The organism is Zhongshania borealis (assembly GCF_039539625.1).
Classification (GTDB): Bacteria; Pseudomonadota; Gammaproteobacteria; order Pseudomonadales; family Spongiibacteraceae; genus Spongiibacter; species Spongiibacter borealis.
Genome location: NZ_BAABDM010000012.1, coordinates 31,597 through 44,773 on the forward strand (window position 1 = coordinate 31,597; position 13,177 = coordinate 44,773).

Annotated in this window: 16 protein-coding genes; 9 read left to right on the forward strand and 7 right to left on the reverse strand. The window is 51.1% G+C overall.

Annotated features, from left to right (window positions below; genetic code table 11):
* The first annotated feature begins 14 nt into the window (after positions 1 to 14).
* The 7 genes from ABD836_RS18110 to ABD836_RS18140 all read left to right on the forward strand — a co-directional run bounded on the left by ABD836_RS18110 (position 15) and on the right by ABD836_RS18140 (position 5,661).
* Positions 15 to 914, forward strand: a complete 900-nt coding sequence (locus ABD836_RS18110; RefSeq protein ID WP_344938706.1) for an ABC transporter permease — start codon at positions 15 to 17, stop codon at positions 912 to 914.
* Positions 904 to 1,680 (forward strand): ABC transporter permease, encoded by a 777-nt coding sequence (locus ABD836_RS18115; RefSeq protein ID WP_344938708.1) that lies wholly within the window; start codon positions 904 to 906, stop codon positions 1,678 to 1,680. The genes ABD836_RS18110 and ABD836_RS18115 overlap by 11 nt, the downstream gene beginning before the upstream one ends.
* 29 nt (positions 1,681 to 1,709) lie before the next feature.
* Positions 1,710 to 2,768: a polyamine ABC transporter substrate-binding protein gene (locus ABD836_RS18120; protein ID WP_344938709.1), complete on the forward strand. Its 1,059-nt coding sequence runs from the start codon at positions 1,710 to 1,712 to the stop codon at positions 2,766 to 2,768.
* 106 nt (positions 2,769 to 2,874) lie between these two features.
* Complete coding sequence (locus ABD836_RS18125; protein WP_344938711.1) at positions 2,875 to 3,159, forward strand: ComEA family DNA-binding protein; 285 nt, start codon at positions 2,875 to 2,877, stop codon at positions 3,157 to 3,159.
* A 169-nt stretch (positions 3,160 to 3,328) separates the two neighbouring features.
* A complete protein-coding gene (gene pyrC, locus ABD836_RS18130; RefSeq protein WP_344938713.1) occupies positions 3,329 to 4,363 on the forward strand; it encodes a dihydroorotase in 1,035 nt (344 codons plus the stop codon).
* 7 nt (positions 4,364 to 4,370) lie between these two features.
* A complete protein-coding gene (gene rnt / locus ABD836_RS18135) occupies positions 4,371 to 5,003 on the forward strand; it encodes a ribonuclease T (RefSeq protein ID WP_301028149.1) in 633 nt (210 codons plus the stop codon).
* 73 nt (positions 5,004 to 5,076) lie between these two features.
* Positions 5,077 to 5,661, forward strand: a complete 585-nt coding sequence (locus ABD836_RS18140) for a superoxide dismutase (RefSeq protein WP_301027949.1) — start codon at positions 5,077 to 5,079, stop codon at positions 5,659 to 5,661.
* Positions 5,662 to 5,787: 126 nt separating this feature from the next.
* On the opposite strand, the gene ABD836_RS18145 is transcribed toward ABD836_RS18140, so the two are convergent.
* The gene (locus ABD836_RS18145) at positions 5,788 to 6,390 is read right to left on the reverse strand and encodes a peroxiredoxin (RefSeq protein WP_344938715.1); all 603 of its coding nucleotides are present in this window, start codon (positions 6,388 to 6,390) and stop codon (positions 5,788 to 5,790) included.
* Positions 6,391 to 6,626: 236 nt separating this feature from the next.
* On the opposite strand from ABD836_RS18145, the gene ABD836_RS18150 reads away from it, so the two are divergent.
* Positions 6,627 to 6,824 (forward strand): bacterioferritin-associated ferredoxin, encoded by a 198-nt coding sequence (locus ABD836_RS18150; RefSeq protein WP_344938717.1) that lies wholly within the window; start codon positions 6,627 to 6,629, stop codon positions 6,822 to 6,824.
* A 174-nt stretch (positions 6,825 to 6,998) separates the two neighbouring features.
* Positions 6,999 to 7,475 (forward strand): bacterioferritin, encoded by a 477-nt coding sequence (bfr, locus tag ABD836_RS18155; protein ID WP_344938718.1) that lies wholly within the window; start codon positions 6,999 to 7,001, stop codon positions 7,473 to 7,475.
* A gap of 190 nt (positions 7,476 to 7,665) precedes the next feature.
* On the opposite strand, the gene ABD836_RS18160 is transcribed toward bfr, so the two are convergent.
* The 6 genes from ABD836_RS18160 to ABD836_RS18185 all read right to left on the reverse strand — a co-directional run bounded on the left by ABD836_RS18160 (position 7,666) and on the right by ABD836_RS18185 (position 13,110).
* The gene (locus tag ABD836_RS18160) at positions 7,666 to 8,130 is read right to left on the reverse strand and encodes a hotdog fold domain-containing protein (protein ID WP_344938720.1); all 465 of its coding nucleotides are present in this window, start codon (positions 8,128 to 8,130) and stop codon (positions 7,666 to 7,668) included.
* Between the two features lie 94 nt (positions 8,131 to 8,224).
* Complete coding sequence (locus ABD836_RS18165) at positions 8,225 to 8,992, reverse strand: PepSY domain-containing protein (protein ID WP_344938721.1); 768 nt, start codon at positions 8,990 to 8,992, stop codon at positions 8,225 to 8,227.
* Between the two features lie 3 nt (positions 8,993 to 8,995).
* Positions 8,996 to 9,604 (reverse strand): FMN-binding protein, encoded by a 609-nt coding sequence (locus ABD836_RS18170; RefSeq protein ID WP_344938723.1) that lies wholly within the window; start codon positions 9,602 to 9,604, stop codon positions 8,996 to 8,998.
* Positions 9,605 to 10,780, reverse strand: a complete 1,176-nt coding sequence (locus ABD836_RS18175) for a porin (protein WP_344938724.1) — start codon at positions 10,778 to 10,780, stop codon at positions 9,605 to 9,607.
* Positions 10,781 to 11,006: 226 nt separating this feature from the next.
* Positions 11,007 to 11,339 carry a Grx4 family monothiol glutaredoxin gene (gene grxD, locus ABD836_RS18180; RefSeq protein ID WP_344938726.1) on the reverse strand — a complete coding sequence of 111 codons (333 nt, stop codon included), beginning with the start codon at positions 11,337 to 11,339 and terminating at the stop codon, positions 11,007 to 11,009.
* 178 nt (positions 11,340 to 11,517) lie between these two features.
* Positions 11,518 to 13,110 (reverse strand): hydantoinase B/oxoprolinase family protein, encoded by a 1,593-nt coding sequence (locus tag ABD836_RS18185; protein ID WP_344938728.1) that lies wholly within the window; start codon positions 13,108 to 13,110, stop codon positions 11,518 to 11,520.
* Positions 13,111 to 13,177 lie beyond the last annotated feature (67 nt).

Genomic DNA, 13,177 nt, shown 5'->3' on the forward strand with positions numbered 1-13,177 from the left:
CAGTGCAGACCTTAATGAATCGCGCCGAACGCCTTCGCAATAATCTGATGGCCCTGCCACCGGGCATCTATCTACTGCTGTTTTTCGCCGTGCCCAGCCTAATGATGCTCTTCGCCTCGTTTCGCTATCCCGGCGAATACGGTGGCCTAGCGCCGTGGTATTACATAGAAGACGGCGAATTCAGTCTCGATTTCACCCTAGAGAATTGGCAGCGCCTATTTGAATCAGGCATTTATCTCGGCCTCCTATTTAAGTCTTTGGGCTATGCATTAATCACCACCGCAATTTGCACCGTCATGGCTTACCCACTGGCGCTGATGATCGCCCGCAGCAAAAAACGTTTTCGCGATCTGTTATTGCTTATGGTCATCCTGCCTTTTTGGAGTAATTTTCTCGTCCGCATTTATGCCTGGATGATTATTTTTAGCCCCCAAGGTGCACTAACCATAGGCCTAAACCATGCCACTGCCGCCCTCGGTCTTGAGCCAATCAGCCTCATGTTTAGCAGCACCGCGGTCATCACTTGCCTAGTTTATGTGCATCTACCTTTTATGATTTTGCCGCTGTACGCCAATTTAGAAAAACACGACAGCCGCCTGCTCGATGCCGCCCAAGACCTTGGCGCTAATCGCTTTCAGTGCTTTTGGCTCATCACTTGGCCGCAATCTCTCCCCGGCATTTATGCCGGCGCAATCTTGGTCTTTATTCCCTCACTCGGTATTTTCGCCATTCCCGACCTCCTCGGCGGCACCAATGGCATTATGATTGGCAATGTGATTAAGCAACAGTTTGTCGAGTCGCGGGACTGGCCCTTTGGTAGCGTATTATCCCTAGTGCTTACGGGCATCACACTGCTACTCGTTTTTCTTGCCGCAAAACTCGGCAAAACCGGGGGCGCCGATAATGGTAAATAATCGGCCCAGTAAAGCCCTGCTTTGCACCGGGGTATTGGTGTATTTATTCCTGTACGTGCCGCTCATCGTGGTAGTGGTTTTTTCCTTTAACGACTCAAAGCTAAATGCCGAATGGGTGGGTTTTACATGGAAATGGTATGAAAAACTCATTCACAATGAAGATATTCTGCGGGCCGCGGGCAACTCTCTGATTATCGCTATCGTTAGCGCAGCCATGGCCACGGTGCTCGGCACCTTGGCTGGGCTAGCCATGTATCGCGGCCGCCAAAAATGGCTTCCGGCATTGGTACTTGGCCCTATTGCCATGCCCGATATTTTGATCGGCGTAAGCCTGCTTTTGATGTTTATTTTACTCAACATCAGCCTTGGCTCCGTGTCGATTATTCTCGCCCACGTAAGCTTTTGCATTGGTTTTGTCGCGCTAGCAGTGCAATCTCGACTTGCAGGCATGGACCAAAGTTTAATTGAAGCTGCTCGTGACCTGGGCGCCAGTCCCTGGCAGAGTTTTAGACTGATTAGCTTGCCACTATTAATGCCCGGTATTATTGCCGGTGCATTAATGGCCTTCACCTTATCGATAGATGATTTTGTGATTACCTTTTTTACTGCCGGGGTCGGCAGCTCAACCCTGCCGCTGGAAATCTATTCAATGGTAAAAATCGCGGTCACCCCGGAAGTTAACGCTGTATCAACCCTGTTGATGTTGGTCACCCTGACCTTAATTACCCTGCTGTCTAAAATCTCGCCCGCAGTTTTGCGGCAATAACCCACTTACCCTTTTAGAAGGACGCCACCGTGAAAAAGTTACTGTGCTGTTTTGTGCTGTGCCTTTCGCAATTTGCTATGGCTGAAAAAGCCTTAAATCTATTCAACTGGAACGACTATATTGCCGAAGAAACCGTCGCCCGCTTTGAAGCCCTGTGCGGCTGCAAGGTAGTGCAGGACTACTTCTCTGCCACCGAAGAAATGATGGCCAAACTACTAGCCGGTGGCGGTGACTACGACGTGGTCATTCCCACTCAAAATGCCGTAGAAGCACTGATTAAACAGGGTTTTTTATTGCCACTTGATAAAACCAAGCTGGGTAATATTGGCAATAGCGCCGCAGGCTATATGAACAAGGCTTATGACCCAGGCAACGTTTACTCCCTGCCCTACGCCTTTACCACGACCTTGGTCGGCTATAACGAGAACAAAATCGCCGAGCTGGGCATTGACCCCGCCGACTGGTCAATTATTTTTGACCCTGCCGTGTTAGCTAAAATCAAAGGTAAGGTCACGGTAATGGATGACGCCGAAGAGTTATTCGGTGCGGCGCTGAAATACCTGGGTTACTCCATCAACGACAATAACGAGCAGCACCTGAAAGAAGCTCAGGCGGCGATTCTCAAAGCCAAGCCTTATTGGGCGGCCTTTAACTCGTCTAGTTATATCAAAGAACTTACCGTTGGCAATATCTGGGTCGCCCACGGTTATTCCAGCGATATGTTCCAGGCCCGCGCCGACGCTGCCGACGCCGGTCGTGATTTCAGCGTTAACTTTGTTTTACCAACGCAAGGCGCGGTGTTAGCGCTCGACAATATGGTCATTCCCAAGAAAGCCCGCGATCCTGAGCTGGCCCACATGTTCATTAATTTCATGATGGATCCACAAAATGCCGCGGAGCTGACCACTATTGTCGGTACTGGCAACCCTAATGCGGCGGCAACGCCGTTCATTGATGAAGATATACTCAAAATCACCGCAATATTCCCAACACCAGAACTGCAGGCAAAACTAGAGACGGTTAGCGCCCGCAACGCCAAAGAGCGTCGACTAGTGAACAAGCTATGGACTGAAATCAAAGTTCGTTAAGGACTTTGCAAACGCCGTCTGCTGCTCTACTATTTTAATCGGCACCGCTTTTGGTGTCGGTTAAAATAAACATCGCCAATACTCATCAACCAAAAGGAATTTGCTGATGAAAAACTCTCTTCGCCGCTGGTCGGCACACCTCGTCTTTCTTTGTAGCCTATTGCTGACTGCTTTTTCTGGTCACGCACTCGATATCAATACTGCGACAGCAGAAGAACTACAAACCCTCAAGGGCATCGGTGAAAAACGCGCCGAGGCGATAATTGCCTACCGCAGCAGCAACGGTCCATTTACGTCCACCGAGGATCTAATAAAGGTTCCCGGAATTGGCAGCAGTATTATTTCTGCCAATAGCGACGAGCTGGAATTTACCCACCAAGACCAACAGTAGTACGAGCTTTTAAGCGCCGCTGCAGAGTGGCACTAAGCCTCAAACACCCACGGCGCAAGCCCGTGGGTGTTTATACCGGCCCCAAATTCCTGTAGCATTCTCCGTCAGAGCTATTGCCCTCCGGCCCGGTGCTAGCCAGCATCGCCGCCGACACTGATTAAGGCCTTTCATGCAAACCTTAAAAATTACCCGCCCCGACGACTGGCACATCCACCTGCGTGATGGTGAGGTATTAACCCACACCGTCGCCGATGCCAGCCGCTATTTCGGCCGCGTTATTGTTATGCCCAATTTAACCCCGCCGGTGCGCAACTTGGCTGAGGCGAATGCCTACCGCCAACGCATTGTGGAGGCACTACCAGCAAGCGGGCACCAGGTCGCGCCGCTGATGGTTTTATACCTCACCGATAAAACCACGGCCGCTGATATTGCCGACGCGGCAGCATCAGACACAGTCTTTGCCGCTAAGCTCTACCCCGCTGGCGCCACGACCAATTCGGACTCCGGCGTTACCAGTATTGAAAACCTCTATCCCGTGCTCGCCGCCATGGAAAAGCACGGTCTACCCCTCTTGGTTCACGGTGAAGTCACAGACGCCGACATCGACATATTCGATCGCGAAGCCCGCTTTATAGAGCGCCACTTAGCGCCCATCGCGGCCACCTTCCCCAATCTTAAAATGGTGTTGGAGCACATCACCACTGCCGATGCAGCCCAGTTTGTGAGTGCGGCCAGCACCAATATCGCAGCCACCATTACCGCTCACCATTTGCTGTACAATCGCAACCACATGCTCGCGGGCGGGATTCGCCCCCACTATTACTGCCTGCCGATCCTTAAACGCAACACCCATCAACAAGCCTTAATCAGCGCCGCGACGTCGGGTAGTCCAAAGTTCTTCTTAGGCACAGACTCCGCGCCCCACGCCAAAAGCCGTAAAGAAACCAGCTGTGGCTGCGCAGGCTGTTATACTGCCTACGCGGCCATTGAGATGTACGCTGAAGCCTTTGAAGCAGCAGGAGCTTTGGACAAGCTTGAAGCCTTTGCCAGTTTTTACGGTGCTGACTTTTACGGCCTGCCCCGCAATAGCGACAGCATTACCTTGATCAAGCAAGCCTGGACTGCTCCAGAGCAGCTGCCGCTCGGCAGCGATACTATTTACCCGCTGCGCGGTGGTGAACAAATTCACTGGCAGCTTGGCTGAGACCGATATGGACTTTTGTGATGAAAAATCAATGATCTCGCAACGGTTTCGCGGCTTTTTGCCCGTCGTTATCGATGTTGAAACCGGCGGTTTCAACAGTCAAACCGACGCGGTGCTAGAGATTGCCGCCACGTTTCTACGCATGGATGACTCGGGTCAGCTGGAGCCAGATGAAACGGTAAGCTATAACGTTGAACCCTTTGAAGGCGCAAACCTTGAGCCCGCTGCCCTTGAATTTACCGGCATCGATCCCCATAACCCACTACGACAGGCACAAAAAGAAGTGACTGTTATGGGCGAACTGATGAAACGAATTCGTCAGCAGGTAAAAGCCAGTGGGTGCACCCGAGCGGTGCTGGTTGGGCATAATGCGCACTTTGATCTCGGCTTTGTATTGGCCGCCATCGAGCGCAGCAGTATCAAACGCAACCCCTTCCACCCTTTTTCGGTGATGGATACCGCCAGCCTTTCCGGGCTGGCCTATGGCCACACCGTGCTAGCTCGAGCCTGCCAATTGGCAGATATCGATTTCGACAACAATGAAGCGCACAGTGCCGCGTACGACGCCTTGAAAACGGCCGAATTATTTTGCCAGATCGTCAACCGCTGGCAACAATTAGGCGGCTGGCGCTGGTCCTGATTTTGCTAATATTGAATTGAGTTCAACGCCTATATTTACCAAGCGCAACCCACAACTCTCAGGAGAGAATCCAATGGCTTTTGAATTACCCGCACTGCCCTATGCGAAAGACGCACTGCAACCGCATATCTCTGCGGAAACCCTCGACTTTCACCACGGCAAGCACCACAACGCCTATGTGACCAAACTCAATGAACTGCTTCCCGGCAGCGAGTTTGAAGGCAAAACACTAGAGGAGATCATCAAAACTTCTAGCGGTGTTATGTTCAACCAAGCCGCTCAGGTTTGGAACCACACTTTCTACTGGAACAGCCTTAGCCCCAATGGCGGCGGCGCACCAACTGGCGACCTAGCAGCAGCCATCGACAAAGCTTTCGGCTCATTAGATGCATTCAAAACGGCATTCAACGCCAAAGCGATGGGCAACTTCGGCTCAGGCTGGACTTGGCTGGTTAAAAATAGCGACGGCAGCCTTGAAATCGTCAACACCGACGACGCTGACACCCCGATTGCTCGCGAAGGTCAAACTCCGCTGATCACCGCCGATGTATGGGAACACGCTTACTACATCGACTACCGCAATGCCCGCCCTAAGTACTTGGAAGAAGGTTTCTGGAACTTGGTCAACTGGGAATTTGCTGCTGCAAATTTCGCGTAAAGCGGAATTTGCTCGGGCGTCTGAGGTCGGACGCCTGAAGCTAAAGGCATAAAAAAAGCCCGGTGCGTTTAACGCACCGGGCTTTTTTACGTAAGACGCCAGACTTCCGACGTCAGACTTATCTCATTACAGCTTGCCTGAATTCTCTGCTAGGTATGCAGCAACGCCGTCTGGCGATGCATCCATACCTTTATCACCTTTATTCCAGCCAGCGGGGCAAACTTCGCCGTGCTCTTCGTGGAACTGCAGGGCCTCAACCAAACGCACTAGCTCATCAATGTTACGGCCCAGTGGCAGGTCATTGATCAACTGTGAACGTACCTGACCTTCTTTGTCGATTAAGAATGCACCGCGGAATGCAACGCCGCCTTCGGCTTCAACGTCGTAGGCACGGCAGATGTCGTGACGTACGTCAGCAGCCATCGTGTATGTAACAGGACCAATACCGCCGTCTTTAATTGCGGTGTTGCGCCATGCGTTGTGAGTAAACTGAGAATCGATAGAAACACTGATGACTTCTACACCCAACTCACGGAATTTGTCCATGCGGTGATCAAGTGCGATCAACTCAGAAGGACATACAAATGTGAAATCCAGTGGATAGAAGAACAATAAAGCGTACTTGCCTTTTGCAGCTTCGCTCAAAGTGAAGCTATCTACGATTTCGCCAGTACCCAATACAGCTGCGCAAGTGAAATCTGGAGCTGGCTTACCTACTAAAACACCCATGTTTATAAACCTCCGGTTTTATATTTGTTTAATTTTTACAACGGCAAAATGCCGCTGTAAAAGCCTTATTTAGACCGGCAATCATACACCCCACCCCCGATCTATCCCATTGAATTTTCTAATCGTGACCATAGGCACTAGCTATCACTAACAAACCGCCACATACAATTGACAAGCATTCTCATTTGCATTATCGTTGCCATTCAATAAATGTGCTGAGCGAGATCGATACCAGTATGTACGTTTGTCTTTGCAAAGGAATTACAGATAAGCATATCCGCGATAGCGTGGATGCTGGTGCTGGCAGCTTTCGCGAAGTGCGTCGCCAACTTGATTTGGCCAGCCAGTGCGGCAAATGCGGCATTGTCGCCAGAGAAGTTTACGACAGCTACTTAAATAGTTATGACGAGAGTCTCTGTTACGCGGCGGCCTAAGTGCCGCCCCCTAAAATCGTTTCTAACTTTCGTTAAAATCACACACTCCCTCAGCACCTGACGTGAAGCTAGCGCTTTTGCGCCTCCTATCTCCGGTAAAGCATTCAGACTTGAATACTCACCAAGCCCAGTCCACACTTAGAAAATCTGCTAACCATGTAAAGGATCTGCCCAATGAAAGGTGACAGCAAAGTTATTGCCTATCTTAATAAAGCTCTCGGCAACGAACTCGTCGCAATAAACCAGTACTTCCTGCATTCACGCATGTACAAAGACTGGGGCCTGAAGCAGCTCGCTGACCACGAATACCACGAATCAATAGACGAAATGAAACACGCCGATAAATTGATCGAGCGCATATTATTTCTAGAAGGCTTACCTAATCTACAAGATCTCGGCAAATTGATGATTGGCGAAAACACCAAAGAAATGCTGGAATGCGATTTAGCACTTGAACTAAAAGCGATTCCCGACCTAAAAGACGGCATTAAACACTGCGAGACTGTTAACGACTACATCAGTCGTGAACTGTTTGAAGAGATTCTGGAGTCAGAAGAAGAACATGTAGACTGGCTGGAAACCCAGCTTGGTCTCATCGAGAAAGTGGGTATCCAGAACTACCAGCAATCGGTGATGGGCAGTCTGAGCTAAAAAGCCCGGGAGACGGCGAACGCTAGACGGGAGACGCAAAGGCAGCGTGGAGGCAGCTTGAAATTAAAGTGTTTTAGCCCGGCCAAGACAAAACCTTGAACTACACGCGCAGCATTATGCCGGTTAACTCAACCGGCTAATCTTAGCGTCTCCCATCTCCCGTCAAGCATCAAGCATCAAGCATCAAGCATTAAGCCGTCTTCATCGGCGATACATGAATCGCAATCTCAGCATCAAACACCACTTCGCCCGCTTCGTTCTTCACTTCCACAATCACTGGCACTGAGCCTTTTTCGCCAGGGACAATTTCACGCATGCTAGCGTAGGCCCGCAAAACACCTTTGGCGCGCCCTAAATAGCGTACGGTCATACCCGCGGGAATCCAGCGCATACCTTCAGGCAGCGACACCATACTGACTACACCAGCGCAGACCTCAGCCAGATTACACATTGCTATCGCGTGCACACTGCCAATATGATTATGAATAGCGCGGTGCTCTTTAATCCGCACTACAGCGTGGCCGACGTCTAATTCTTCAAAGCAGGGTTTTATCGTTGCGAAATAAGGGGCTTTGAGACAAACCGCCTTGGAAAACGTCCACTTACCAGCGGGATAGGGCGACAACTTGCGCCACATATTTAGGGTTGAGGTCATTACGGTCACTCCAATGATAACAGCCTAGACCGTAGCACGAAGTCAACTAATCACCATTGACCGGTAACCCACGGCGCCACGCAGCGCCGGCCAATTACGAGGGTCGCTTCCATCGTCCTGGTTTACTCACCCAAACCCAAACACCACTGAGAGCAATGAGTAGCAATGCTATTGCCGCCAAGTCGACAACAAAAACCCCAGCGGAACCAAACAAACGACCACTGTGCAGATCCAGCAGCAATCGCTCCCAACTCAAGCCACTGCCGTGATATTGCGCAAAGAGACCGCGCTGCAATGCCGGCGGCGCCAAAGCCGCGCCAGCCCATTCAACGTCGCTTGCGCCGATCGCCGAGAACATTAACGTGCGTGAATCAAATGCCAGCACTGCACTTGGAGTTCGCAGCAATACCGCCTGCGGGTTCACCGCAATAGCATCAACCTCACCGGGTAAGCCTAAGGACTCACTAATATCATCTAACTTCTCACCGCTGCGGGTAAATAGTTGCAGGCGCCCAATGCATAGAACAGCAATGACTTCAGGCAGCGAAACCGCGCCTAATAACTCACTAGCACAGCTGCCAATTTTCTTTTCAGCAAGATACAAACCGTCGCCAAGCTGACTTAACCAAGCATCACCAACGGCTAAACTATTTAAAGGAAAACTGCGAAGAACCGGCGTTGGAATGCCGTAATGATTTAATAACCAAGCTTGTTTTAAGGGCTTTTCATCTAAACCCAAATCGCTACTGTGGTTTATAGCTATGCCGGTAGCGACCAACATAACAACAAAGATGGCGGCGGCTACCCCAATACGGCGATGCCAGCGCAATAACAACATTCTAAATATACGATAGGGGCTCACTACTTATTCCGCTGCGCTAGAGTCAGCTGAACCTTTTACCGCATCCGCAAGGAGTAATGCAACAAGTGCAACTTGCTTTACCGCACGCACCGACAAGGTCGCACCGGTAATACCATCGATATGCTGACTCAATCCATCGCCGTCAACCAGCGCTGCACCGCGAAACTGCTCGGTGAAAAAGTCGTGGCGCACTTCCCAGCCGCGACTCTCTCGAAATGCCAAAATCTCAACCCGAGCCACCGCTGAACTTGCGCCACCAGCATCAACGACAACACCAATGGTAATTGGCCTTTCCTTGCCAATTTCTTCCAATATCCACGCCGTTTTTTGGCCTTGCTGCCAATACCGAACCCGCAACAATGGAAAATCCTTACCGCGAACCAACTTTATTCGCGCCTTTAACTCCGGCGTTAACCAAAGCACCTTAGGCTCCGGCTTAGCTTCATTGCCAAAACCCAAGCCCAGAAATTCGTCCACCGTTAAATACTGCCCCGCACTGGCGGCATGTGTCGGCGGCGACACAAACAACTGCAAAATTAACATTAACCCAATAACAGCAACAGCGGGCAAGAGCCCGCTGCGCGTTCTAAGCTTAGCTAACTGAATAGCCAATCAGAAACTCCAACCCAAACCAAGGTTGATCGAGTCATCATCTTTGGCGCCGTCTTGCTCAGACAGATCAGCCTTGAGTACAACACTTTTAGTCAGCCAGTAATTAACGCCCACATCAAACTGCTCAATCTCGGTGTCGGTGCCGCTATTAGCAAGATTATCCCATTCACCTTGGCGCACAAACACACCAACCGAAGGCGTGAGTTTATAAGAGGCCTCAACATACTGACCTTCCTGCTTGTCGCTGCCGTTGGCAACAAAGTCATTACCGTTGATGTCCCACTCCGCGCTCAGTGCAGTCAGGGTTAGGCTCTGCCATTGATAACGAACCTGCAATTCAATTAAATCAGCTTCGCCGTCGTCACCTGCGCCTTGGGTAACATCTTGCTGGTGCTGATAGGTCGCAGCCAATTCCAAACCACTAATTCCGTTGAACACCAAGCGACCGGTGTAAGCCAGATCTTCTGCAGTTGCATTAGCCGACTTTTGACGACCGCCGCGGATAGCGCCGTTGCCAGTAGGATCAATTTTTAAGCCGCTGTGCAGCGCCGCGTTGTAGCTCAGACCCGGCAATATTTCACCACTGAGCATCACCCCAGTTTCCCACCAAGTCGCTGGTAGAATTTCTTTCTCAACGTTATTACGCTCAGTACCGTAAAAGGTATCCGGCTCGTGAGTTTCGTTAAGAATGCCAACCGGCACAAGGAATTGCCCCATGGTTAAAGTATGGCCTTGAGTGAAATCCCATGCGATATAGGCTTGCTCCAGTTCCAATTCGCCTGGGCCGCTACCGTCATCAGTGTCTTCAACAAAGCCGTGTTCAATTTCAACTTCGGAGAAGAAGCGCACGGTATCACTAAACTGATGACCAACATAAATCACAAAACGGTGCGCATCGACCTTATCATCCTTGTCTTTAAAATGATTAAAGTGGTGTTCACCATACCCGCCAATAGTGGTGCGGTTTGCCCAGTCGGCGACAGTTGCAGATTTTTCTACCGCATCGGCCGTGGCATTGATCATGTTTTCAGCTTGTTTTTGCTCCGCAGTCAAACGTTCAATTTCGCGCTGCTGCTGTTGAATGATCTGCCACATTTCGGCATTGGTCGGTGCAGTTTCGGCGTACACAGCCATAGGCAGCGCAGCAATGGCCGCAGCTAATACGGTCTTTTTCATTAAAAACTCTCCAGTCTAGTAGCGCGGAATCTCGTAGCCCGCTTATTCTTTATCAGCCTCAAAGCCACCACCTCGCAACAACAGCTAAGACACCTTTGTAAAACGCGGCAAATCATAACAAGCAACAATCTAAATGCAAAGCATTCTCATTACTATTTCTGTTTTGGGCATAAAAAAACCCGATGACTTAATCACCGGGCTTCTCGAAACAACTTACAAACGAAGCTTATTCAGCAGGCGTGCTCGTCGCGGCCGTTTCCTGAACCAATATTTTCAGTTCGCCGCTTTCGTGCATCTCACAAATAATGTCACAGCCGCCAACCAACTCACCGGCAACCCATAACTGAGGGAAGGTCGGCCAGTTAGCAAATTCGGGCATTTTGGTGCGAATATCAGGATTAGACAAAATATCCACAAACGCAAAACGCTCACCGCATTCCATTAGTGCCTGTGACGCCCGTGCAGAGAAACCGCACTGAGGCTGATTTGGCGAACCCTTCATATAAAGGATAATCGGATTGGCTGTAATTTGCTGCTTGATTGCTTCAATTGTGTCCATGGACCACCTACTTGTCGGATTACAGTGATAAGGCCTGATTCACCTACGGCGCTTATCGGGGAGAATTCGCGCCATTCTAGCAATATCGCGAGCAAAAGTAATGGATCGGGCTGAAAACCGTCGGGGGTCAGAAGTCGGAGGTCGGATGTAAAAGCCTGCAAATCCTGTGAGTGCTGAATCATTCCAAGCCGCCATTGACTGGATCGCCAGACATCAGACTTCCGACGTCAGACGATCCACCCCACCCACCCCCGCCCGGCGTTTCTATCTTAAGTACATCGCCGGCGACGGCAGTCATGCTGATTTTGCCAGGTAAGCTTTGGTCATTAAGACGGTTTTTACCCACCGCGCCAGCGCCGCCGCCCGCCAAGCCCCACGGCGCAAGTCGCCGACGCTCGGTGAGCAAAGTGAACTGTGTTGGCGCCAAAAACTCAAATTCGCGAATCAAGCCATCACCTCCAACATGCTGCCCCACACCACCCGAGTTGCGACGAATCTTATAGCTACGCACGCGCAAGGGGTAGTGCATTTCCAAGCTCTCTACCGGCGTATTCAGCGTGTTCGTCATATGGCTTTGCACTGCGCTCAATCCCGCGCCATTCGCGTGGGCGCCCATACCACCGGCGATGGTTTCATAATAATCCCAGTCTGCACCCGCTCCCCTGCCGCCCATCGCGACATTGTTCATGGTGCCCTGACTGGCGGCAGGGATAAGCTCCGGCGCCGCCTGCGCCAAGGCGCCCAAAACAGCATCGGTAATACGCATCGACGTTTCGACATTACCCGCAGCCACTGCGGCGGGGCGCTGAGCATTCAGCAGGCAGCCTTCAGGTGCCGTCAGTCGAATAGGTCGAAACAACCCCGCACAGACCGGCACTTCGTCGGGCATCAAGCAGCGAAATACGTAATACACCGCGGCGGCGGCAACCGACAGCGGGCAATTTATATTGCCTTCGACCTGCCAGGCGCTGCCGCTAAAATCGACATCAACGCCTGCCGCGCCCAAGGTAATTTTCACCGCGATTGGCAATTGCTGATGCCCAAAACCATCGTCATCCATATAGTCGGTGAAAGCGAAACTACCAATGGGTAACTCGACCAAGCGCCGCCGTGCTATGCCTTCAGCGTAATCCTGCAGCTGACTCACTGCCACATCAAAATCAACAGGCAATAAGGTAATAAGCTCTTTCAAGCGCTGCAAGCCAGTACGATTAGCACTAACTTGAGCAATAAAGTCACCGTGCTGACCGTCGCCAAACCACTCATCGAGCAACCCCTTGTCCAAAATCCCAGCGCGCACTAAGACCGTCGGTGGAATCACCACACCTTCTTCAGTAAGGGTTTTAGACAGCGGCATAGATCCCGGCGCCGAAGCGCCAATGTCGGCGTGGTGGGCGCGGTTAGCGATAAATGCTTGCAAAACGCCGGCCGCATCAAAACACGGCGCAATAACAGTGACGTCTGGTAAATGCGTGCCACCTAAAAACGGATCATTCACTACCACCATATCACCGGGCCGCCATTCACAGGCATCAACAATATCGGCCATGGCGTAGGCCATGCTGCCAAGATGGACCGGGATATGCGCCGCCTGTGCGCATAAATGACCTGCCGCATCAAAAATAGCGCAGGAAAAATCCAGGCGGTCTTTTATATTTGGTGAGAACGCGGCACGCTGCAGCACTGCCCCCATTTCCTCGCACACCGACTCCATGCGACTAACGAACAGTCCGAGTTTTACCGAATCGAGTTTGGGGGCCGCTGTTGCCATAGGAAAATCCAGAGAGTCAAAATGGAGACATTATCGCGATTATCCGCGCGCATACCAATCTAACAGA

Excerpts from the sequence above, each read along its gene's own strand:
- pyrC (WP_344938713.1), top strand. The coding sequence starts at position 3,329 with ATGCAAACCTTAAAAATTACCCGCCCCGACGACTGGCACATCCACCTG.
- ABD836_RS18150 (WP_344938717.1), top strand. The coding sequence starts at position 6,627 with ATGTACGTTTGTCTTTGCAAAGGAATTACAGATAAGCATATCCGCGAT.
- ABD836_RS18125 (WP_344938711.1), top strand. The coding sequence starts at position 2,875 with ATGAAAAACTCTCTTCGCCGCTGGTCGGCACACCTCGTCTTTCTTTGT.
- ABD836_RS18110 (WP_344938706.1), top strand. The coding sequence starts at position 15 with ATGAATCGCGCCGAACGCCTTCGCAATAATCTGATGGCCCTGCCACCG.
- ABD836_RS18145 (WP_344938715.1), bottom strand. The coding sequence starts at position 6,390 with ATGGGTGTTTTAGTAGGTAAGCCAGCTCCAGATTTCACTTGCGCAGCT.
- bfr (WP_344938718.1), top strand. The coding sequence starts at position 6,999 with ATGAAAGGTGACAGCAAAGTTATTGCCTATCTTAATAAAGCTCTCGGC.
- ABD836_RS18185 (WP_344938728.1), bottom strand. The coding sequence starts at position 13,110 with ATGGCAACAGCGGCCCCCAAACTCGATTCGGTAAAACTCGGACTGTTC.
- ABD836_RS18115 (WP_344938708.1), top strand. The coding sequence starts at position 904 with ATGGTAAATAATCGGCCCAGTAAAGCCCTGCTTTGCACCGGGGTATTG.
- ABD836_RS18140 (WP_301027949.1), top strand. The coding sequence starts at position 5,077 with ATGGCTTTTGAATTACCCGCACTGCCCTATGCGAAAGACGCACTGCAA.
- ABD836_RS18160 (WP_344938720.1), bottom strand. The coding sequence starts at position 8,130 with ATGACCTCAACCCTAAATATGTGGCGCAAGTTGTCGCCCTATCCCGCT.
- rnt (WP_301028149.1), top strand. The coding sequence starts at position 4,371 with ATGGACTTTTGTGATGAAAAATCAATGATCTCGCAACGGTTTCGCGGC.
- grxD (WP_344938726.1), bottom strand. The coding sequence starts at position 11,339 with ATGGACACAATTGAAGCAATCAAGCAGCAAATTACAGCCAATCCGATT.
- ABD836_RS18175 (WP_344938724.1), bottom strand. The coding sequence starts at position 10,780 with ATGAAAAAGACCGTATTAGCTGCGGCCATTGCTGCGCTGCCTATGGCT.